Genomic DNA, 21,122 nt, shown 5'->3' with positions numbered 1-21,122 from the left:
GCTTCGCGACATCGGCTTCTCCGATCGAGCCGCAGACTTCGATGTCACGGAACCGATCGTGCTCATGCGCAGGGGAGATCGTCCGTTCAACACTTTCGCGGAGGAGGTCGGGCGGATGAGCCCGCTTCCGTCGCTGACCTTCCTGCACTTCGACGCGGGTGCTTCTCCCGATCGTGAGGGATCCAGGGCGTGGGTCCCCATGGAGAAGGCGTGGCAGACGAACGACGACCTGTTGAAGCAGACCCGGCTCGTCAAGCTCGCCCCTGTCCGGGAGATGGAGAGCTGGGCGCTGGCCGACCTCGACAAGGTCAACCAGCTCGCGGGCTGCGACGTCCGTAGGCCGGATGTCTTCGAGAGCGACCTGCTCGGCGACGTCGAGCGGCTCACGAAGCCGAAGCGCACCCTCACCGAGGCACTACGTGCCGACTCAGGTCGTCGGCGGAGTAGGCGCAAGGCATCGGAATGTCTGCCCCTGCTCGCTGAACGCGTCCGGCTCGATCGGCTGGATCGGGTTCCGTCGTTCGCCCGGTGGCGAGCCGATACCGTGGCCGCGCTGCGCGAGCTGAGTTTCATCCGGTGATCAGACGAGGGAAGACGACGAGAGCCGTGACGGCGGCGACAGCCCGGAATCGGAGGTCTTGACCATGAACGACGTGTCGAAGCTGAACAAGCTGTTCGGGCTGGTCGGAGTGATCAGCGGCGGCGCCGCCGCGTTCAGCCAGTTCCGCAAGGCCAGGAAGGACTCGGATCGGCTGGCGCTGGCCCATGCGCTGACCAACCTGGCCGTGACGGTCACCGGTGCCGCGCTGTTCGCGCGCAGCCTCAGGAAGGACGACCAGGAGTGACCGCAGTGGCCGATCTGATGGACTACGACGAGGTGCTCGCCACCTTCGACCCGGTGCTGGGGCTGGAGGTGCACGTCGAGCTGTCCACCCAGACCAAGATGTTCTGCGGTTGTCCCACGGAGTTCGGCGCGGAGCCGAACACCCAGGTGTGCCAGACGTGCCTGGGGATGCCGGGCGCGCTGCCCGTGGTCAACGGCAAGGCGGTGGAGTCCGCGATCCGCATCGGTCTGGCGTTGAACTGTGACATCGCGCCGTGGTGCCGGTTCGCGCGGAAGAACTACTTCTATCCGGACATGCCGAAGAACTTCCAGACCTCGCAGTACGACGAGCCGATCGCCTTCAACGGCTACCTCGACGTGATGCTGGAGGACGGCGAGACGGTCCGCGTCGAGATCGAACGCGCCCACATGGAGGAGGACACCGGGAAGTCGCTGCACGTCGGCGGCGCCACCGGCCGTATCCACGGGGCCGAGCACTCGCTGCTGGACTACAACCGGGCGGGCGTGCCACTGGTGGAGATCGTCACCAAGCCGATCGTCGGCGCGGGTGCCAGGGCGCCCGAGGTCGCCAGGGCGTATGTCGCGACGCTGCGGGACCTGCTGAAGTCGCTGGACGTCTCGGACGTGCGCATGGACCAGGGCTCGCTGCGGTGCGACGCCAACGTCTCGCTCATGGCCAAGGACGCCACCGAGTTCGGGACCCGCACCGAGACGAAGAACGTGAACTCGCTGCGCAGCGTGGAGCGGGCCGTGCGGTACGAGATGCGGCGGCAGGCCGTGCTGCTCACGCAGGGTGGCTCGATCCGGCAGGAGACCCGGCACTTCGAGGAGGCCTCCGGGTCGACGCGGGCAGGCAGGCCGAAGGAGACGTCGGAGGACTACCGGTACTTCCCGGAGCCCGACCTGGTGCCGATCGCGCCGCCCGCCGAGTGGATCGAGGAGCTGCGCGCGACGCTGCCGGAGCTGCCCGGCGAGCGGCGCAGGCGCATCCAGCAGGAGTGGTCGCTCTCCGACGCCGAGCTGCGTGACCTGGAGAACGCGGGCGCGGTGGCGTTGGTCGCGGCGACCGTCGCTGCGGGCGCCTCGCCCGACGAGGCGCGGTCGTGGTGGGTCTCGTACCTGCTCGCGCAGGCGAACCAGCGCCAGGTCGAGCTGACCGAGCTGCCCGTGACGCCCGCTCAGGTGGCGCGGGTCGTGGCGTTGGTGGCCGAGGGTGAGCTGACGAACAAGCTGGCCCGTCAGGTCGTCGACGGCGTGCTCGCGGGCGAGGGCGAGCCCGACGAGGTCGTCGCCGCGCGCGGCCTGAAGGTGGTCTCCGACGACTCCGCGCTGCAGACCGCCGTGGAGGCGGCGTTGGCCGCGAACCCCGACGTGGCGGACAAGATCCGCGGCGGCAAGGTCGCCGCCGCCGGGGCCATCGTCGGCGCCGTGATGAAGGCGACGAAGGGACAGGCCGACGCCAAGCGCGTCCGCGAGCTGGTGCTGGCGGCAGCAGGCGTCGAGGGCTGATCCGGGCGCCGGACCGGCGCGGCACCGCCCTGTCATCGGGCGGCCGCCCGCCGGTACCGGGCCGGGTCGGCGCCCGTGCCTGGCGCGGGCCGCACACGGGCTCGAGAATCGACGATCCACGACGGCGGCGGCGGCGCTCACCACGGGGGTTCGCCGCCCACGGGGGGTCTGCCCCGATGGGAGGTCGCCGGCTGCGGGAGTTCGCGGCCCGCAGGACTTCGCCGGCTGCGGGAGTCGCCGCCCCCGCCCGCGGTCGCCGCCGGTCAGGTCCGCACCGGCCGGGTTCGCACCGGCCGGGTTCGCACCGGCCGGGTCCGCACCGGCCGGGTCCGCACCGGCCGGATCCGCGGGCGTCGCGGAGCACGGGCGCGGCCTGCACGCGGTCCTGACGTGCTCGCCTGGTGGGGGCCACCCGGACATCCGGCACCCGAGGACGGGTCTAGTCGCGCCCGCCGCCGCCGGGAGTCGGCAGCCGGTCGATGAGCACCACGCGATCGTCGCTGCTGGCCGGGTCGCCGCCCGCCTGGTTCTCGGTGCCGACCCAGATGTAGTCGTCGAGACCGGGCGCCGCGCCGGAGAACCGGCCGTAGGTGCCCTCCCCGCTGTACTGGGGCGGGCTGGCGAAGGTGAGATCGGGGCTCAGCTCCAGGTTCGCGATCGCCTCCTGATCGCTCAGAAAGACCGTGACCATGTCCGGATAGGCGGCGCAGCCCGCGACGCCGGGCTGGTCGGGCCAGTTCCAAGAGGCCTCGCCCAACGGCTCGCCCGGCTCGATCCGATACAGCAGGTCTCGTGACTCGGCACGGTCGGTCACCCAGATCGACGAGCCGTCCACGGCCTGACACAGCCCCGCCGGGGCGGCGAGTCCGCTGCTGACCACCGCCGTCGTCGGGTCGGGGTTGTCCGCCGCGGGGGCGCCCGTCTCGTCGATCCGCAGCACCTTGCCCGCCTGCGAGTCCGGATCGGCCGCCGCCGCCGGATCGCCCGCCGACCCCGTGGCCAACAGCAGCGCGCCGCGCAGATCGTTGGTCAACGCGCCCGCCGGATCGCGGGGCAGGCCGGTCAGCACCGGCTTCGGCTCGTCACCGGCCGCGATGCGCACGACACGGTTGTCCTCCGGCGTGCTCAGCAGCGCGTAGACGAGGCTGTCCTCGGCGTAGTACGGCGACAGCGCCAGGCCGAGCAGGCCGCCGCCGCCCTCGGAGGCGTCGACGGCCACCGTGGCGAACTCCTCCGGCGAGTCCTTGTCCGCCGGGTCCCGACCCCATCGCACGCGCAGGATGCGGCCGGTCGCGCGCTCGGCGACCAGGGCCTGTTCCCCGTCGGGCAGCACGGCGATCGAGGACACCGGGTCCAGACAGGTCACGACCACGGCCGGGTCGTAGTCGGTGCAGCCCTCGGGCGGCGGCACCGGCGCGGGGGAGGTCGAACGTCCGGGCTCGCCGCCGTGACCGCCGCCTTCGTCCGGGAAGCGTGGGGCGTTGTCCGAGCCTGCCATCGGCGGCGGTGCCGGTTCCCACTCCGCGCGGGCGAGCCGCTCCTGCTGGGAGAAGTCGGCGCAGCCTGCCGCGACGAGGCCGAGCACGACGAACCCGGCCAGCGCGGATCGGCGCCCCCGCCGGCCTTGGTTCGGAGAACTCGGCATCCTCCGAGCCTAGGCGCCGGGTCGTGAGCGATGGGTGAGCGGTCCCGAGTCGTCCGCCGCTCGGTCGGATTCGTCGTCCAGAGCCCGGCGGACGGCGGCGGCGCGTTCCACCAGCAGCAGCGTCTCGGCGGCGACCTCCGCCGGGTCCTCCAGCGGGATGAAGTGCGAGGTGGGCAGGATGCGGACCCGTGCCTGCGGCAGCCTGCCGAGGGACTCGGTGAGCGCCCTGGCGTCGGACACGACGTCGTAGCGACCCACCAGCGCCGTGACCGGGCAGCGCAGCCCGGCGATGTCCAGCGGCGGCACCGAGCCGACGGCGCGGAGCAGCTCCGAGTAGTAGGCCCAGTCGAGCCGGAGAAACGGACGCAGCACCTCGGCCAGCAGCGCGGGATCGCCCGCGGGCAGCAGCAGACCGCTGTGTCGGAGAAGCTGTCCGAGCGGCCTCGGCGGCAGTCTCGGCAGGCCGGCGGCCAGCAGCGGAGCGGCCAGCCGCAGCACGTCGAGGCCGCCGGACATGACTCCCTTGACCAGTCCGCCGCCGCGAAACGGACCGGGGCCCGGCCCGCCGCTCGTCAGCCCGGCGACGAGGTCGACGACGGCTCCCCACGGTCCGCGGATCGTCGCGAGAAGGTCGCCGGGCGGTCCCGCGATCAGCATGAGGCCGTTCACCCGCTCGGGGGCGCTTCTGGCGAGTTCGGCGGCGACCGTGGCCCCGGACGACCAGCCGATCACCGAGGCGCTGTCGACGCCCGCGGCGTCCAGGACGGCCTGGGCGTCGGCGACGTGGTCGGCGAGCGCGATACGGCTCGGATCGGTCGGGCGCGCCGAGCCGAAGGTGCCCCGGTAGTGCCAGCCGAGGGCGTGCACGCCCGCGTCGGGCCCGGTCAGCGTGGGCCAGGCCTGCGCGGGCGCGCCGATCGCGCCGCACACCAGCACCGGGGGGCCCGGCGTCGTGCCGTGCCAGCTCACCAGGGCGGTGCCGTCGGAGGAGACCGTGCTGCCTTCCCGCGTCATCACCGAGAAGTCTGCCCCATACGCGCCGCCGCGCCGGGTGGAAGCGCCGCGGAACCCGAAATTCGCTCTTCTTCGTGCATCGGCCGTCGCTCCCGCCGGATGGCCGGTGTCTCCGCGTCGCACGCCCGGAGGCGCCGCGTGCCCGATCCGAGCACACCGCGAGGGGCGGATCGCCGGTGGGCCGTGCCGCCGCTCCGTCCGGCCGCGCGAGTGCCGCCTGCCACCGGAGGGCGTCGCGCCGGAGTCGCCCCGGCGGCCCGGCGGGACCGAGGTCCGCGCGCCGTGGCGGCATGGCTCCCGCCAGTCGGGAGCCGAGACGGGACGGCCTCGTCGGCGGTGCGCCGGGCTGTTGCCGGGCCGGTCCGGGGTCTGGGCTGGAAAGCGGTGCGCTGAGGTGAACGGGGAAGGGGACAGGCGGTCTGGGGAAGCGGCGGAACGGCCTGCGTGTTCCCGGCGGAGGTGTGGTCGTCGATCAACGCGTTCGACTCGGACGACACCGCGCCGATCTCCTGCGCCGGCTGTTCCGGCGGCCGGGTGCCCGCGTGGGCTGTCGGACGTCCGGGGACGTCGCCTCGACGGCGACGGGACCGTGCGAGGAGGAGCGCGTGCTGTCCGGTGGCTGACTCCCGCGGCAGGCAGGAGCCATGCGAGGCCCGCCCGTACCGCCGCCTGCCCGGAGCCGCCTGTGCTGGGACGACTCCGGCTGATCGGCGGTCGCCGGGCCGGGGGACGAGCGGACGCGGGTTACCGTGGCCCGGTGACGACGATCGTTCTTGTGCCCAATGAGCAGGGTGTGCAGGCGCTGGCCGGGAATCCCGACGTGCGGGCGGTCCGGTATCGGCCCGAGGAGCCGTTCCCGGCCGAGGCCGCCGAGGCCGAGGTCCTCGTGCCGATGTTCCTCTCGGCGGGTGCGGTGGGAGCGCTGGCCGAGAACCTGCCCAGGCTGCGGCTCATTCAGCTGCTCTCGGCGGGGGCCGAGGCGTGGCTGCCGCGCACCCCGCCGGGGGTGCGGATCTCCACGGCGCGCGGCGCCCACGGCGGCAGCACCGCCGAGTGGGCGCTGGCGGCGATCCTGGCGATCTATCGGGAGCTGCCGGCCTTCGAGCGCACCCGGCTCGAGCGTCGCTGGGATCAGCGCGGCACCGACACCCTGCAGGGCAAGCGGGTGCTGGTCCTCGGCGCGGGCGATCTCGGACGGGAGATGCGTCGCAGGCTGAATGCCTCCGATGCGAGTACGACGTTCGTGGCCCGCACGGCGCGGGACGGCGTCCACGGCCTCGACGAGCTGCCCGGTCTGCTCCCGGAGCATGACGTCGTCGTCGTGATGGTGCCGCTCACGGCGGAGACCACCGGGCTGGTGGACGCGGACTTCCTCGCGGCGATGCCCGACCGGGCGATCCTGGTCAACGCCGCCCGAGGACAGGTCGTCGACACCGACGCGCTGCTGGCGGAGCTGACCACGGGGCGGCTGCGGGCCGCGCTGGACGTGACCGACCCGGAGCCGCTCCCGGAAGACCATCCGCTGTGGACGGTGGACGGCCTCCTGTTGACGCCCCACGTCGGCGGCAGCACACGGGGCGGCCAGGATCGCGCCTGGGCCGTCGCCGCACGGCAGATAGGCCTGTTCGCCTCCGGCGCCGACCCGGAGAACCTCGTCCACGGCGAGTACTAGATCGGACATCACTTGTCGGGAGGCGGGGGTGTCGGGGTGATCCGGGCATTATCCTGTCAGGCGTGACGACGAACCTGGGCGCTTCAGAGACCCGTCCGATGCCCGGCTCGGCAGGCCACGAGGGCACCGACCCGGGGCCCGCCATCGGTCTGCTGCTGCTCCGGCTCGTCGTCGGCGGCTTCTTCATCGCCTCGGGCACCGAGAAGTTCTTCGGCTGGGCGGGGACTCCGGGGCGCGACGGCTTCGCCGACAGCCTCACCGGGTTCGGGTTCACCCAGGTCGGGCTGCTGGCGACCATGACAGCGGTCGTCGAGATCGTCGCCGGAGTGCTGGTGATCATCGGCCTGCTGACCGCGTTGGCGGCCGTACCGCTGCTGGGGATCTCGGTGGCGGCCGTCGTGTTCCGATTCGACGAGGGTCTGTTCCTGACCGGCACGGGCGGTTTCGCCTTCGAACTGCTGCTGGCCGCCACGACGGCCGCCCTGGTCTTCGCCGGGCCGGGCCGGTTCGCGCTGGACAACGGTCGGCCCTATTTCCGCTTCCCGTTGCGCAGCGCGATCGTCTTCCTGGTCCTCGGCGGCATCGTCACCGCGGTGGTGCTGTTCCTCTTCCGCTGACGGCGGGCGCCCGCCGCGGCAGGCGGGCCCGCCCCGCCGCTCGAACCGATCGGCATCGGACTCTCGCCTCCACCGCACTGGTGGCTCTACGCTGCCGGCCGTGACTAACTCCGACGACGGATTAGGCGGAGCCGCCGGGCCGTACGGCAGGCGGCGCACCGAGAATCACGATCACTTCGGGCTCGACGCGGCCGCCGCGAGGGTCGCCGCCGGGACAGGCCGCGCGGGCCCGGATCAGGATTACGCACCACCGCAGCGGGTGGGCAGACACGCGATGGTCGAATCGCACCACGGCGCGGAGCGGGCCCGCCGTCACGAGCCGGAACCCGATGTCGACGACTACGTCGAAGACCGCTATTCCGAGGCGGCGGGCGACCCCGGCGGGTATCCGGCAGGCGTCGACCTGGGCAGACACATCGACCGGAATCAGGACTGGGACCGCGACGCGGGTCGGGGCCGGGGCGGGGCCGGACACCGTGACGAGACACGCCGTCACGGCGAGCACGGCGCTCGGGAACAGAGCGGCTGGGACGAGGACGATCCGGATCAGGACGGGGACTACCTGGATCAGGACCGGGACTGGGCCGGTCAGCGAGCCGCCACCCGCCCCCGCGACCGCGACGACCTGCCCGCCGCCGAGAGCGATGACGACGACTACTACTACGACGACGAGCCCGCCGAGCCCGTCGACCGGGCGGCACTCGTCGAGCCGGAGCCGTTGGACGGCCGGAACAGGCGACCCGCCCTGCCCGCCAACGCAGGCACCGACGTCGGTCTGCTGCTGCTCAGACTGGTCCTCGGCGGCGTCTTCCTCGCACACGGCGCGCAGAAGGTCTTCGGCCTCTTCGGCGGGCCGGGCATCGACGGCTTCGCCGCCTACCTGACTCAGTCGGGCTTCCACCAGGCCGAGCTGCTCGCCTGGGTGACCGGTGTGACCGAGTTGGCGGGCGGGGCGCTGGTCGTCCTCGGTCTCGCGACTCCGCTCGCGGCGGCGGGCCTGCTCGCCATCATGGCCAACGTGATCCTCCTCCGCTTTGCCGAGGGCTTCTTCCTCACCGCCGACGGCGGGTTCGAGTTCGAGGCGGTGCTGGCGGGCCTGGCCGCCGCCCTGATCTTCGCCGGACCCGGCCGGGCCGCCCTGGACAACGGCAGGCCGTGGTACCGGCGCCCGATCATCACGGGTGTGAGCTGTCTCGTCGTGGCGGCCGGTGCCGGGGCGGCCGTCTACTTCCTCCTGCGCTGATCGTCGACCGTCGGTGACCGACTCCCCGCCATCCGGCTTGTGCCGTTCCGCGCCCGCGGTCATGGCCGGGAACGTAAGGTCGTCGCTGTCCGGATTCGCCGCCCTCCTCGATCGGGGGACGGGCTCGCACGGACGCCCCGCCGCGTGGCCCACCGGCCGTCGGTGCCGGGCGGCCACCAGATTCGCCGCGTGTGATCAGCGAACTCGCTCGTACCCGGTCGTTCTCGTGGCACACGGCGCCGATCCACCGTGCCCGCGGTCGTCTCGGTAGCGTCGACGACCTCGATGGAGGAGACCAGGGAGAACATGGAGCCCTTAGAACCCGGCGATCCGCAGGTCGTCGGCCGTCATCGACTGGTGGGCAGGCTCGGGTCCGGCGGGATGGGACGGGTCTATCTGGCGTTGTCCCCGGACGGCCGGGTCGTCGCCGTCAAACTCATCCACCGCGAGCATGTGGCCGATCCGATGTTCCGCGGCCGGTTCCGGCGGGAGGTCGACGCCGCCCGCCGGGTGAGCGGCGCCTACACGGCGGCGGTGATGGACGCCGACGCCGAGGCGGAGCTGCCGTGGCTGGTCACGGTGTATGTGCCCGGTCCGTCGCTGCGGGAGGTCGTCCGCACCCACGGCCCGCTGCCGGTGTCCTCCGTTCGAACACTGGCGGTGGGTCTGGCGGCGGCGCTGCGGGAGGTGCACCGGGCGCGGTTGATCCACCGTGATCTGACTCCGGCCAACGTGCTGCTCACCGATGACGGGCCTCGGGTCATCGATTTCGGGATCACCAAGGCGATCGACGCGGACACCGAGCTGACCGGGACCGGATTGATCATCGGTTCGCCGGGCTTCCTGTCTCCGGAACATGTCGAGGGCCGCGATCTCACACCCGCCTCCGACGTCTTCTCCCTCGGCGCCACGCTCTTCTTCGCGGCGGCGGGGACCGGACCGTTCGGCAAGGTCTCCTCGGCGGCGTTGCTCTACCGCGTGGTGCACACCGAGCCGCTGCTGGGAGGGCTGCCGCCGGAATTGCGGCCGGTCATCGAGCCGTGTCTGGCCAGAAGCCCGGAGTCGCGGCCGACCCCGGAACAGCTGTTGGACCTCCTCGGCTCGGTGCGCATCGGGTCCTCGTGGCTGCCCGAGGCAGTACGAGCGCTCGTCGAAGGGCAGCAGGACCGGCTTCGGGCACTACGGGACGGGCAGGCGGAGGCGGGCCCTGGAGAAGCGACCTCCACGAAGACGAGCTCGCAGGGCACGGATCCGGCGGCCGAGGACGCCGACGCCACAGTCAGGGTCGACCGTGCGCCCATCTCGGCCGGCCGCGCCGCCGGGGCCCCGGCGGACCCTGCTGCCGATCCCCGGCTGCCGCACTCCTGGACGCCACCGTGGGAAGGCCGACCCACGAACGCCGTCGCACCCGGAGTCGGCCCGGCTTCCGGCCAGAGTCGTCCGGCGAACCCGCAGCAGGAGCGGGAGTCCGCCGTGCCCGGCGCCCGTCGACGCCGCGACTCGGCGAGGTCGGCCAAGTACGCCGTCATCGCCGCGTCGTTGGCCGTCGTGGTGGCCGTCATCGTGGTCAGCCTCGTCGCGGCGACCCAGCGCGGTGATCCGGGTGTGGGCGACGGCATGGCGGGTGGACAGCCGACCAGCGGTGAACTCGCGGAGTCGCCGACCGATTCGCCGGAACCCGCCGGCGAGACACTCCCTCCGGGTGCCCGGCTGCCCGAGGGTTTCGCGGGGGAGTGGACCGGGATCGTGGAGCCTGCCGACGGTGTGGGGGCTCGTTCCTATGCGCGCCTGAGCGTGTCACAGGGCGCGGTCGGTGACGTGGTCGGCGAGTTCCTGCGCTTCGTGTCCGGCTGCACCGCGGATCTCGAACTGACGGCCCTGACCACGCACGCCGCGATCCTCACCGAGATCGACCGGGCCGTGCAGACCGAGGGACACCTCTGTGCCCAGCCGGAGACGACGACGCTGACCCTGGCGGACGACGGTTCGATGCGATACGAGAGCACCGGCGAGGATCCCCGCGTCGCGGTCTTCCAGCCTGCAGGGGCAGAGGTGCCCGAAACGATGGTGGGCCGCTGGTCCGGGTCCGTCATCGGGGTCGAACATCCCGACATCGCGGCCGAGACGGCCGTCGACGCGACGATCGAGATCCACGGCGGGGCGTTCGGCAACGCCGAGGTGTACGTCGAACTCGCCGACGGCTGCCATCACGCCTCTCGGATCGTCTTCGGGGGAACGGACTGGATCACCGTCGAACAGATCAGGGTCTTGGGCTTGGGGGAGGGCTGCCCGCTCGTGCCCGAACGGGAAGTCATGCTGGTCGGTGACGACGGGACACTGCGTTATCACGGCACCGGCCCCGCGCTGAGCGGCTCGCTCGTGCGGCAGTGATGCCGCCCCGGCGACGCTTTCCGCGCGTCGAACGTCGGCAGGCGTCGGGTCGGCAGCCGTCCCCGCCGTCTTCGGCGTGGCTGGACGAGGGGGTCGTCCGACGAGGGAGGCGGGACCGCGGGACCGATGACACCGGTATCGGGGCAGGGAGGCGCCTCGCCGCACTCGGGGCCGGTACCGGGTCCGACCGGGCGGGGACGACCTCGGCTCGCGGTGACCTCGGCCGGATATGCCGCCGTCATCGTGTCGCCCGTCGCCGTGGTGACGGCCGTCGCGTTCGTCGATCGCGGCGGCGCCAGTACGGTGCAGGGGACGGGCGGCGACTCCGCCGACGGATGAGCGATCGGTGAGACGGAGGCTGTCACCCGGCCCGACGACTACGTCGGCTGAACGGCGCGCCCGACCCGTCCGAGCGGTGACACCGCCCTGAAGGTCGAGATCCGGTCTCGTTTCGGCGTCTCCTTTCGCCGGGGCGGCCGCTCCGGGCGGCCACAGCGCCGGTGCCGTCCGGCCGCGGCCCCCCGAGAAGGCATGATCGGTGTCGTACGGGAGAACGCCAGGCACGGGCGAGGGCGTTGGGGAACGACCGTCGGGGTCCGGACGTCGGTAGAGGGGATTCCGGCGGCGTCGGGGGACCGGCGAGACTGACGATCCGGCCTTCGCGGCCGGTTCGCCGCGTGTGACGACGTCGACGACGGCCGTCCACGATCAGCTGGGACGAGGGTGGGAGCGACATGGAGTCCTTGGCGGAGGACGATCCGAGGACGATCGAGCGGTATCGCCTGTTCGGCAGGCTCGGGGAAGGCGGGATGGGCCGGGTGTTCCTGGCGCTGTCCTCCGACGGGCGCACGGTGGCCCTCAAGCTGATCCATCGACATCTCATCGCCGACCCGCTTTTCCGAGGCCGGTTCCGGCAGGAGGTGGCGGCGGCCCGCCTGGTCAGCGGTGCCTATACGGCCCCGCTGATGGACGCCGACGCGGAGGCGGAGGTGCCCTGGCTGGCCACCGTCTACGTGCCGGGTCCCTCATTGCGGGGCGCGGTCGCCGAGTCCGGTCCGCTGCCGGTGTCCGCCGTGCGCACTCTCGCGGCCGGGCTGGCCGCCGCGCTGCGCGAGGTGCACCGGGTCAACCTGATCCACCGCGATCTGACCCCGGCCAACGTGCTGCTCACCGAGGACGGTCCGCGCGTCATCGACTTCGGCATCACCCGCGCCGCCGACTCGACCGGCGGCCTCACCGCCACCGGGATGCTGGTCGGCTCGCCGGGATTCCTGTCGCCGGAACAGGTCGAGGGCGACGACGTCACGCAGGCCTCGGACGTCTTCGCGCTCGGTGCCACCCTGTGCTTCGCGGCCTCGGGCACCGGCCCCTTCGGCACGGCGTCCTCGGCGGCGCTGCTCTACCGGGTCGTGCACGCGGAGCCGGAGCTGTCGGCGCTGCCCGCGGCGGTGCGGGCCATCGTGGCGCCCTGCCTGTCCAAGAACCCTGCCGACCGGCCCACGCCGGACGACCTCCTCGCGCAGATCGGCCCGGTCGACACCGGGGACGCCTGGTTACCGATGCCCGTCGTGGACCTGATCGCCGACCAGCGGGCTCAGGTGCGTGCCCTGCGCGCCGACCTGCCGCCCGCGACCCCCGGCCAGGGCAGCCCGGTCCCGGCCGCTCTCGCCGGGGAGGCGGCACCCGTCGCTTCGGCGCCCGCGTCGGACGAGCTGGACGAGATGGACGCCCCCACGACGCGATCTCGGGTGGCGGCCCCACGTCCCAATCCCATGCCGCACACCCTGGTGTCCGGTCTGCCCGCGCCGACGGGGCACCCCGTCTCGGAGGCAGGGGCCCAGGGCCCCAGGCCGCCCGTCCCCACCCACCTTCAGCCGTTCCCCGTGGACACGGCCTCAGCGCAGTCCGGTTTCCATCAGGTGCCGGGCAGACCGGTCACGGCGGTCCACCGGATGCAGCCGCGCCCGCGTCGGACCCGCCGAGGCACCGTGGCGTGGGTCGCCGTCGCCGCGGTGGTCCTGATCGCCGTGATCGCCGCGGTCGCGGTGTTCCTCACCCGCGAGCGGCGCGGGGACGCGGTGCCCGGCAACGGGTCGGCGGTGGACGGCGGCGGATCCGCGGTGGACGGGGAGGACGGCGGCGGGACCGAACCCGTCGACACCGCCGTCGGCGACGTCGCCGCCGCCTTCCTCGGTGACTGGGCGGGGCTGATCGAGTCCCCCGACGGCGACGCCCGGTCGGTGTTCGCCACCATCAGCCTGACCGGCGGGACCGTCGGCGGCAGCGTCGGCACCTTCACCCGGCACGTCTCCGGCTGCTCGTCGGCGTTGATCCTGGACGCCGCCACCGACACCCGACTCGAGCTCCACGAGCGCGACCTGGAGACCGAGAAGGACGACGAGGACTGCGAGGAGCCGGAGACGACGACCCTGGACCTGCTGGTCGACGGGACGATCCGGTACACCAGTGACGACCCTCGGCGCTCCGGGACCTTCGCGACGGCCCTCGACGCCCTGCCCGCCGGCTTCGCGGGGGAATGGACCGGACGCGTGCTGCCCGCGGGCGAGGACGAGGACGAGGACGACGAGGCGGTGGACGTCGTGCTCACCCTGACCGAGGGCGGGGCGGGCGACGAGATCGGTGAGTATGTGCGGCCTGCGGGCGGCTGCGTGGCGACGCTCACCTTCGAACGCGCGGCCCAGGATCGCGTCAGCGTCACCGAGACCGACCAGGGCACCGTGAACGAGGGTTTCGAGTGCGTGGAGCCCGAGAGCACGGTGCTCACGTTGACCGAGGACGGCGCCCTGCGTTACCAGAGCTTCGAGCCGGATCGGGCGGGCGTTCTCCAGCAGGGCTGACGGCGACGGCGGCGCGGCCGCGCTCGTGCCCGGCGGTAGCCTCAGCGGCCGATCACGGCGGTGAGGACGGCGTCGAACGTCGGGCGGGGAAGGCGAGGACGGCGGTCGGGGTTCCTGGAGTCGCGGACGGCGACGGTCGCCGGGCTTGAGCACATCTCGACGCAGCGGCCGTTGTTCGCGCTACGGGTGGACTTGATCCACTGTGCCTCGTGTGGCCGGCCGCTGGAAGACCTGCCGTTCACGACAACTCCTTGGCGGTGTCCCGAAAACCAGGCGAAGCGACTCCTCACGATCGAGCGAGCGTTCCTCTGCCTGGTGACAGGCCAGAGTGTACTCCCGGACGGTCATCGTGTGATCGATCAGAGAAGTGGACGTGACGGTCTCCCGCCAGGCGAGCGTCGGTAGGCGTGGGCTCGCGAAGCCGATCAGGTAGAAGCCGGAACCGTCGAGCGCATCGAAGCTGCCCGCCGTGAAGGGAATCATGCGAACGTCCAGGTTCTCGGGATGTCGTTCCATGAGCGTCACCAGGTGTTCGAGCTGACTACCGAGTACGGCGATGCCGCCGACGCACTGGCGCAGGGCCGCCTCGCTGTTCACGGCGGTCAGGTGCAGTGGATCACCGTCTGCGAGCCGTTGCTGCCGTGTCATCCTGGCGGTGACGCGCAGCTCCTCCTCGGACGACCGAAAATTCGGCGCTGCACCTCGGATGACCGCGCGGATGTACTCCTCGGTCTGCAACAGACCGGGAATCAGCCCGCCGCTGCAGGTCCGGACGCCCTTCCGCACCATGCTCGTAGCCGAAGAACCGCGGTAGCTCATTGCTGAAGATCCCGGTGTACTTGTTCCACCAGCCGCGTTGCCCGCCGTGTTCGTGCAGCTTCCACAACTCGGCCGTCTCGTCGGCGTCGGACTCGTATGCCGTGATCAGACGAGCCAGCTTGTCCTCGGTGGCTCGGGTGCGGCCCCGTTCGATCTCCGAGACGTGGGCTTGCGTGCAGCGGGCCGGCCAGCCCGACTCGGTCGCGGCGAGGCCGAGAAGACAGCGCCGTTCACGTAGCCGGACCCGGTTCCCAGATGGCGATGGTCGGTGACCCTGACTAGGCGTGGATGGCGGCCGTCCAGAGCCGACCACCTGGTCATCTACCTGGAGGAGGTGCTCACGCGGGTGCGCGAGCCGAGGCGCTTCGCATTGCGGGAGCTGCGGGACGGCATCGACGGCCCGGTGGTGTCCGCCTGGGGGCTGTCCATGGGGGCGAGGTCCGTGCTCCGCCATCCCGACGGCACCCTCTTCGCCACGTCGGGGCGGGCGGAGGACTCGGTCGGCCTCGGCACGAGCGCGGGCCGTCGAATCGAACTCGTCTGGTTGGAGTGACCACGTCGGCGTGCCCGTTACGGAGTACACGAAGTCGTCTTCGGGGGCGAGACCGCTCACGCCTGCCCGTTCGTCACATCGGCTGCCCGCGTGGTCAGCGGGTGACGTCCCGCACCGCGCCGGTGGAGGCCGAGGTGGCCAGCTTCGCGTAGGCCCGCAGGGCTGTGGAGACGTGTCGCTGCCGGTCCACCGGTTGCCACGGCCGCTCGCTCGCCTCCATCTTCGCGCGGCGCTCCGCCAGCACGGCCGGGTCGACCAGCAGTTCCAGGCGCCGTTCCCGGACGTCGATGACGATCCGGTCGCCGTCCTGCACCAGGCCGATGTCCCCGCCGTCGGCCGCCTCCGGGGAGACGTGCCCCACCGAGATCCCCGAGGAACCGCCGGAGAACCGACCGTCGGTGATCAGCGCGCACTTCTTGCCCATCCCGGTGCCCTTGAGGAACGCCGTCGGGTGCAGCATCTCCTGCATCCCCGGCCCGCCGGAGGGGCCCTCGTAGCGGACGACCAGCACCTCGCCCGCCTGGATCGTCTTGCTCAGGATCGCCTCGACGGCCTGCTCCTGGCTCTCGACCACCCGCGCCGGGCCCTCGAAGTGCCACAGCTCCTCGTCGATGCCCGCCGTCTTGATGACCGCGCCGTCCACGGCGAGGTTCCCGCGCAGCACCGCCAGGCCGCCGTCGGCCGTGTAGGCGTGTGCGACGTCGCGGATGCAGCCGCCCTCGGCGTCCACGTCCAGCGACGACCAGCGGTTCCGCGTGGAGAACGCCTCCGTGGTCCGCACGCCGCCCGGCGCGGCGTGGAAGAGCTCGACCGCCGCCTCGGAGGCCTCCCCGCCGCGGACGTCCCACTCGGCCAGCCAGTCGCGCAGCGAGGGGCTGTGCACCGCGCGGACGTCCTCGTGCAGCATCCCGCCCCGGTACAGCTCGCCGAGGATGGCTGGAATGCCGCCCGCCCGGTGCACGTCCTCCATGTGGTAGTCCGAGTTGGGCGACACCTTCGACAGGCACGGCACACGGCGGCTGATCGCCTCGATGTCGGCGAGCGTGAAGTCGATCTCGCCCTCCTGGGCGGCGGCCAGGACGTGCAGCACGGTGTTCGTGGAGCCGCCCATCGCCATGTCCAGCGCCATGGCGTTCTCGAAGGCGTCCTTGTTCGCCAGCGACCTCGGCAGCACCGAGGCGTCGTCCTGCTCGTACCAGCGCTTCGCGATCTCGACGACCGTGCGACCCGCCGCGAGGAACAGCTCCCGGCGGGCGGCGTGCGTGGCCAGCGTCGACCCGTTGCCCGGCAGGGCCAGACCCAGCGCCTCGGTCAGGCAGTTCATCGAGTTCGCGGTGAACATGCCGGAGCAGGAGCCGCAGGTGGGGCAGGCCGCCTGCTCGACCTGGCTGAGTCCGCTCTCGTCGACGCCCGGATTGGCCGAGGCGGAGATCGCGGTGATCAGGTCGGTCGGTGCCTGGGCGACGCCGTCGACCACCACCGCCTTGCCCGCCTCCATCGGACCGCCGGAGACGAACACGGTGGGGATGTTCAGCCGCATCGCGGCGTTGAGCATCCCCGGCGTGATCTTGTCGCAGTTGGAGATGCAGACGAGCGCGTCGGCCTGGTGGCCCTCGACCATGTACTCCACCGCGTCGGCGATGACCTCGCGGGAGGGCAGCGAGTAGAGCATCCCGCTGTGTCCCATGGCGATGCCGTCGTCGACCGCGATCGTGTGGAACTCGCGCGGCACCCCGCCCGCCTCCCGGACGGCGCCTGCGACGACGTCACCGAGGTCGCGAAGGTGCACGTGACCGGGCACGAACTGGGTGTAGGAGTTGGCGATCGCCACGATCGGCTTGCCGAAGTCACCGTCGGTCATGCCGGTGGCGCGCCACAGCGCGCGGGCGCCGGTCGCGTTACGGCCGTGGGTCGTGATGCGGGAACGTAGCTGAGGCACGGCTGCTCCGAGGAGACGTGGTGGTGAGCTTCGAGAATCGCCACGGGTTCGGCGAATCGCCTCCAGACCCTGGTGAGGGTCGCCGGGATCGGCGATGCACCCGAGCCTACCCCCGGCCCGGCGGGCACCCGGAAGCGCTGGTGAGAGACGTGTCTCTCGGCGTGGCCATGCGTGCCGGCGCTCGACGGCTCCGCCGCCTGCGGCGATCCGGGCGTGGAGCCGTCCCCGGGGACCCGCGTCGGAGGTGGTCCGCACCGTGGCGCGCGTCGGTGCGGGCAGGGTGCCGCGATCGGTCGGCGGCCTCGACCGGCCCGACGGTCCGGTTCGGGTGCTAGTCGGCGCGCGTTCCGGTGTCCGTCGTCCCAGGTCGCTCCGCCTCGGCGGCGGTGGTGGCGTCCGGGGTGGCGGACCCCGTGTCCGGTTCCGCGTCGGCCGTCGCGGGCGTCGTCGTCGCCGAGTCGGCGGCCTGCGAGTCGGCGGCCTGCGAGTCGGACCGCGCATCGGACGCCGAGGAATCGGGCTGTGAAGAGTCGGACGTCGGAAAATCGGTCGCCGAAGAATCGGACGGCGAAGAATCGGAAGCCGAAGAATCGGACGGCGAAGAATCAGGCCGATCATGCTGCGAGGAATCGGGCGCCGGAGAATCGGACTCCGAGCCCGAGGAGTCGGACGCCGTCGGGTCGGTGGAGTCGGCCGTCCTCGACTCGACGTCCGAACCGGCGATCGCCTGCTCGGCGGCCGTCAGATCGGGCAGACGGCCGCCGCTGAGCGCGGCCAGTCTCGGCAGGTCACGCGGCCGCACGGTCGGCAGCCGCACCTCGGCGCCCTCCTCCCGTACGACGTGCACGGTCGACTTCTTGCCCAGTCGGAGCCCGCGGACCTGCGACCAGTCGACGCGGGTGCCGCCGAAGACCTCCCGTACCTGGATGCCCGTCGTGTCGACCGTGGTCCGGCGGCGGATCACCCACCAGGCGAGACCGATCGGAAGGAGGTAGATCAGTTGGAGGCCCGGGGCGCCGAAGGCGAAAGGTGTCGCACACCACGCGAGCGCGGCCGCGCCGAACAAGGCGATCGGGCTGATGCGGAAGAGCTCTCGCTGCCGCTGGTCGGGGGCCTGCCGCGCGGTCGTATCGCTCATGTGTCCGATTTTCGCACCGACGTCCACCGTCCGGGCCGACGCGGTCCGTAGTCGCCGCCATTACCGCATCTACCTGCGGTGATGCCATTCGCTGTCACCCGGTCGTGTCCAGTATTCGAGAAGTTCATCCCGTAGAGTTGACGCCTTCGTGTGGGGGCGGCTACCGTACTCGGCGTGCTGCGACTCCCGAACATTCTCGTACTTCCCTGGCGCGCCGACGCCTAGGGCTCCTTCAGCGTCGACGCGCCAACCCCTGAGCGGCTCTATGCCGCCGGGGGTTTTTTGTTGCCCGCCCCGCAACCGACACCCCACGAGGCAGATCGAATGACCAGCGCAACCTCGAAACCAGTCCCGGTTCCCTCGCCCGTCGATCACGCCAGGCCGAAGCCCGCCCCGCCGCACGGCGCCCCCGTGCAGGTGACCGGTGCACAGGCCCTGGTCCGCTCGCTCGAATCGGTGGGCTGCGAGGTCGTCTTCGGCATTCCCGGCGGAACCATCCTCCCCGCCTACGATCCGCTGCTGGACTCTGAGAAGGTGCGCCACATCCTGGTGCGACACGAGCAGGGCGCCGGGCACGCGGCCACCGGCTACGCACAGGCCACCGGCAAGGTCGGCGTGTGCATGGCGACCTCCGGTCCGGGTGCGACCAACCTCGTCACCCCGATCGCCGACGCGAACATGGACTCCGTTCCGCTGGTCGCCATCACCGGGCAGCAGTCGAGGAGCCTGATCGGCACCGACGCCTTCCAGGAAGCCGACATCTGCGGCATCACCCAGCCCGTCACCAAGCACAACTTCCTGGTCACCGACCCCGCCGACATCCCGAGGACCATCGCGGAGGCCTTCCACCTGGCGTCCACGGGCAGGCCGGGGCCCGTGCTCGTCGACATCCCCAAGGACGTGCTCCAGGAGACCACCTCGTTCTCCTGGCCGCCGGAGCTGCGGCTGCCGGGTTACCGCCCGACCGCCCGGCCGCACGGCAAGCAGATCCGCGAGGCCGCCCGGATGATCGCGGGCGCGCGCAGACCGGTGCTCTACGTCGGCGGCGGAGTGCTCAAGGCCGGGGCGGTCGAGGAACTGCGCGAACTCGCGGAGGCGGCCCGGATCCCCGTGGTCACCACCCTGATGGCCAGGGGCGCCTTCCCCGACTCCCACCCGTTGCACCTCGGCATGCCGGGCATGCACGGCACGGTCGCGGCCGTGACGGCGATGCAGCGCTCCGACCTGCTGATCGCACTCGGAGCGCGGTTCGACGACCGCGTCACCGGCCAGCTCGCCACCTTCGCGCCCGAGGCGCAGGTGATCCACGCCGACATCGATCCGGCGGAGATCTCCAAGAACCGGCGGGCCGACGTCCCGATCGTGGGCGACTGCAAGGACGTCATCGCCGAACTGATCTCGGCGGTGCGGCTGGAGTTGGAGCGCGGCGAGCACACCGAGCCCGCATCGTGGCTGGCTCAGGTCCAGGGCTGGCGGGAGACGTTCCCCCTCGGCTACGAGTGGCCCGCCGACGGTTCGTTGTCGCCGCAGTACGTCATCGAGCGGATCGGCGACCTGGTCGGACCCGATGCCGTCTACACCGCGGGCGTCGGGCAGCATCAGATGTGGGCCGCGCAGTACGTCAAGTACGAGAAGCCGGGAAGCTGGATCAACTCCGGCGGGCTCGGCACCATGGGTTTCGCGGTTCCCGCCGCGATGGGCGCCCAGGTGGGCAGACCGGACACCCCGGTGTGGGCCATCGACGGCGACGGCTGCTTCCAGATGACCAATCAGGAACTGGCCACCTGTGCCATCGAGGGCATCCCGATCAAGGTGGCCGTCATCAACAACGGCAACCTGGGCATGGTCCGGCAGTGGCAGAACCTCTTCTACTCGGCGAGGTACTCCAACACCGACCTCGGCACGCATCGTCGTATCCCCGACTTCGTGCTGTTGGCCGAGGCACTGGGCTGTGTCGGGCTGCGCTGTGAGAGCCGTGCGGACGTCGACGAGGTCGTGCGCAAGGCGATGGCCGTCGACGACCGACCCGTGGTGATCGACTTCGTGGTCGGCAAGGACGCCCAGGTCTGGCCGATGGTGGCCTCCGGCACCAGCAACGACGAGATCCAGGCCGCGCGGGGCATCCGCCCCGTCTTCGACGACGTCGAGTGACCGCGGTCGCGGACCGGCGCGACCCTGCCGTCGGCGGCCCGGTCCGAGGGCGAACGTCGGTGACGGGGAGACGTCGTCCGACTCCGGCTCGACGGCGCCCCACCGGGCGCCCGACCGGGCCTCGGCGGCACCAAAGACTCGGCCTTCGCAGCCGAGACGGTTCGATCAGGACAGGAGCAGGAGCGCATGAGTCGGCACACGCTCAGCGTGCTGGTGGAGAACAAACCGGGCGTCCTGGCTCGGATCTCGGGGCTGTTCTCCCGCCGTAACTTCAACATCGAGTCGCTCGCCGTCGGCGAGACCGAGCACGCCGACGTCTCCAGGATGACGATCGTGGTGGCCGTCGACGAACTGCCGCTCGAACAGGTGACCAAGCAGCTCAACAAGCTCGTGAACGTCATCAAGATCGTGGAGCTCGACCCGGACGCCTCCGTCCAGCGCGAACTGCTGCTGGTCAAGGTGCGGGCGGACGCCACCGTCCGCAGCCAGGTGCTGGAGACGGTGCAGATGTTCCGCGCCAAGGTCGTCGACGTCTCGCCGGAGGCGGTCGCGATCGAGGCGACCGGCACGGCCGACAAGCTCGACGCCCTGCTGCGCATGCTGGAGCCCTATGGGATCAGGGAGATGGTGCGCTCCGGGATGGTCGCCGTCGGACGAGGCGCCCGATCGATCACCGTCTCGGCGGCCCGCTGACCGCGCTCGGCCGTCGACAGGCGCGAGCCTGAGCAG

At 71.9% G+C, this 21,122-nt stretch carries 17 protein-coding genes and 1 pseudogene; 11 read left to right on the top strand and 7 right to left on the bottom strand.

Annotated elements, in window-relative coordinates; all coding sequences use genetic code 11:
• Positions 1-115: 115 nt before the first annotated feature.
• The 3 genes from AHOG_RS24050 (at position 116) to gatB (ending at position 2,353) form a co-directional block, all read left to right on the top strand.
• Positions 116-580, top strand: a complete 465-nt coding sequence (locus AHOG_RS24050) for a hypothetical protein (RefSeq protein ID WP_342746044.1) — start codon at positions 116-118, stop codon at positions 578-580.
• 64 nt (positions 581-644) lie between these two features.
• On the top strand, positions 645-845 hold the full coding sequence (locus tag AHOG_RS24045; protein ID WP_075742611.1) for a hypothetical protein: 201 nt from the start codon (positions 645-647) through the stop codon (positions 843-845).
• Complete coding sequence (gene gatB / locus AHOG_RS24040; RefSeq protein ID WP_093943354.1) at positions 842-2,353, top strand: Asp-tRNA(Asn)/Glu-tRNA(Gln) amidotransferase subunit GatB; 1,512 nt, start codon at positions 842-844, stop codon at positions 2,351-2,353. The genes AHOG_RS24045 and gatB overlap by 4 nt, the downstream gene beginning before the upstream one ends.
• A 439-nt stretch (positions 2,354-2,792) precedes the next feature.
• Here the strand turns inward: gatB and AHOG_RS24035 are convergent, their stop codons facing one another.
• Positions 2,793-3,998, bottom strand: a complete 1,206-nt coding sequence (locus tag AHOG_RS24035) for a PQQ-dependent sugar dehydrogenase (RefSeq protein WP_093943353.1) — start codon at positions 3,996-3,998, stop codon at positions 2,793-2,795.
• Between the two features lie 9 nt (positions 3,999-4,007).
• Positions 4,008-5,012 carry an alpha/beta fold hydrolase gene (locus AHOG_RS24030; RefSeq protein WP_093943352.1) on the bottom strand — a complete coding sequence of 335 codons (1,005 nt, stop codon included), beginning with the start codon at positions 5,010-5,012 and terminating at the stop codon, positions 4,008-4,010.
• Positions 5,013-5,769: 757 nt separating this feature from the next.
• Between AHOG_RS24030 and AHOG_RS24025 the strand changes: the two genes are divergently transcribed.
• From AHOG_RS24025 to AHOG_RS29645, 5 genes are all read left to right on the top strand, one after another.
• Entirely contained in the window at positions 5,770-6,684 is a 915-nt protein-coding gene (locus AHOG_RS24025; protein ID WP_093943351.1) for a 2-hydroxyacid dehydrogenase, read from the top strand.
• 62 nt (positions 6,685-6,746) lie between these two features.
• The gene (locus AHOG_RS24020; RefSeq protein WP_157737021.1) at positions 6,747-7,301 is read left to right on the top strand and encodes a DoxX family protein; all 555 of its coding nucleotides are present in this window, start codon (positions 6,747-6,749) and stop codon (positions 7,299-7,301) included.
• A gap of 100 nt (positions 7,302-7,401) precedes the next feature.
• Positions 7,402-8,544: a DoxX family protein gene (locus AHOG_RS30150; protein WP_245856418.1), complete on the top strand. Its 1,143-nt coding sequence runs from the start codon at positions 7,402-7,404 to the stop codon at positions 8,542-8,544.
• Between the two features lie 285 nt (positions 8,545-8,829).
• Positions 8,830-10,935 carry a serine/threonine-protein kinase gene (locus tag AHOG_RS24010; RefSeq protein ID WP_093943348.1) on the top strand — a complete coding sequence of 702 codons (2,106 nt, stop codon included), beginning with the start codon at positions 8,830-8,832 and terminating at the stop codon, positions 10,933-10,935.
• Positions 10,936-11,669: 734 nt separating this feature from the next.
• Complete coding sequence (locus tag AHOG_RS29645) at positions 11,670-13,793, top strand: serine/threonine-protein kinase (protein ID WP_093943347.1); 2,124 nt, start codon at positions 11,670-11,672, stop codon at positions 13,791-13,793.
• Between the two features lie 41 nt (positions 13,794-13,834).
• Here the strand turns inward: AHOG_RS29645 and AHOG_RS30145 are convergent, their stop codons facing one another.
• The 3 genes and pseudogenes from AHOG_RS30145 to AHOG_RS30385 form a co-directional block, all read right to left on the bottom strand.
• Complete coding sequence (locus AHOG_RS30145; RefSeq protein WP_245857080.1) at positions 13,835-13,948, bottom strand: hypothetical protein; 114 nt, start codon at positions 13,946-13,948, stop codon at positions 13,835-13,837.
• Positions 13,949-13,973: 25 nt separating this feature from the next.
• Positions 13,974-14,582 carry a DUF5753 domain-containing protein gene (locus AHOG_RS29640; protein ID WP_184451091.1) on the bottom strand — a complete coding sequence of 203 codons (609 nt, stop codon included), beginning with the start codon at positions 14,580-14,582 and terminating at the stop codon, positions 13,974-13,976.
• A 154-nt stretch (positions 14,583-14,736) separates the two neighbouring features.
• Positions 14,737-14,925: pseudogene (locus AHOG_RS30385) on the bottom strand (hypothetical protein); the annotation flags it as partial.
• Here AHOG_RS30385 and AHOG_RS23990 point away from each other — a divergent pair.
• Complete coding sequence (locus tag AHOG_RS23990) at positions 14,881-15,165, top strand: hypothetical protein (protein ID WP_093943345.1); 285 nt, start codon at positions 14,881-14,883, stop codon at positions 15,163-15,165. The pseudogene AHOG_RS30385 and the gene AHOG_RS23990 overlap by 45 nt on opposite strands.
• A gap of 94 nt (positions 15,166-15,259) precedes the next feature.
• Here the strand turns inward: AHOG_RS23990 and ilvD are convergent, their stop codons facing one another.
• Both ilvD and AHOG_RS23980 read right to left on the bottom strand, forming a co-directional pair.
• A complete protein-coding gene (ilvD, locus tag AHOG_RS23985; protein ID WP_093943344.1) occupies positions 15,260-17,104 on the bottom strand; it encodes a dihydroxy-acid dehydratase in 1,845 nt (614 codons plus the stop codon).
• Between the two features lie 331 nt (positions 17,105-17,435).
• Entirely contained in the window at positions 17,436-18,242 is an 807-nt protein-coding gene (locus AHOG_RS23980; protein ID WP_093943343.1) for a PH domain-containing protein, read from the bottom strand.
• Positions 18,243-18,653: 411 nt separating this feature from the next.
• Between AHOG_RS23980 and AHOG_RS23975 the strand changes: the two genes are divergently transcribed.
• A complete protein-coding gene (locus AHOG_RS23975) occupies positions 18,654-20,393 on the top strand; it encodes an acetolactate synthase large subunit (protein ID WP_245857079.1) in 1,740 nt (579 codons plus the stop codon).
• 186 nt (positions 20,394-20,579) lie between these two features.
• Complete coding sequence (ilvN, locus tag AHOG_RS23970) at positions 20,580-21,086, top strand: acetolactate synthase small subunit (RefSeq protein ID WP_075742596.1); 507 nt, start codon at positions 20,580-20,582, stop codon at positions 21,084-21,086.
• Positions 21,087-21,122 lie beyond the last annotated feature (36 nt).

The organism is Actinoalloteichus hoggarensis (assembly GCF_002234535.1).
GTDB classification, from domain to species: Bacteria; Actinomycetota; Actinomycetes; order Mycobacteriales; family Pseudonocardiaceae; genus Actinoalloteichus_A; species Actinoalloteichus_A hoggarensis.
This window is presented reverse-complemented; position numbering and strand designations above follow the sequence as displayed.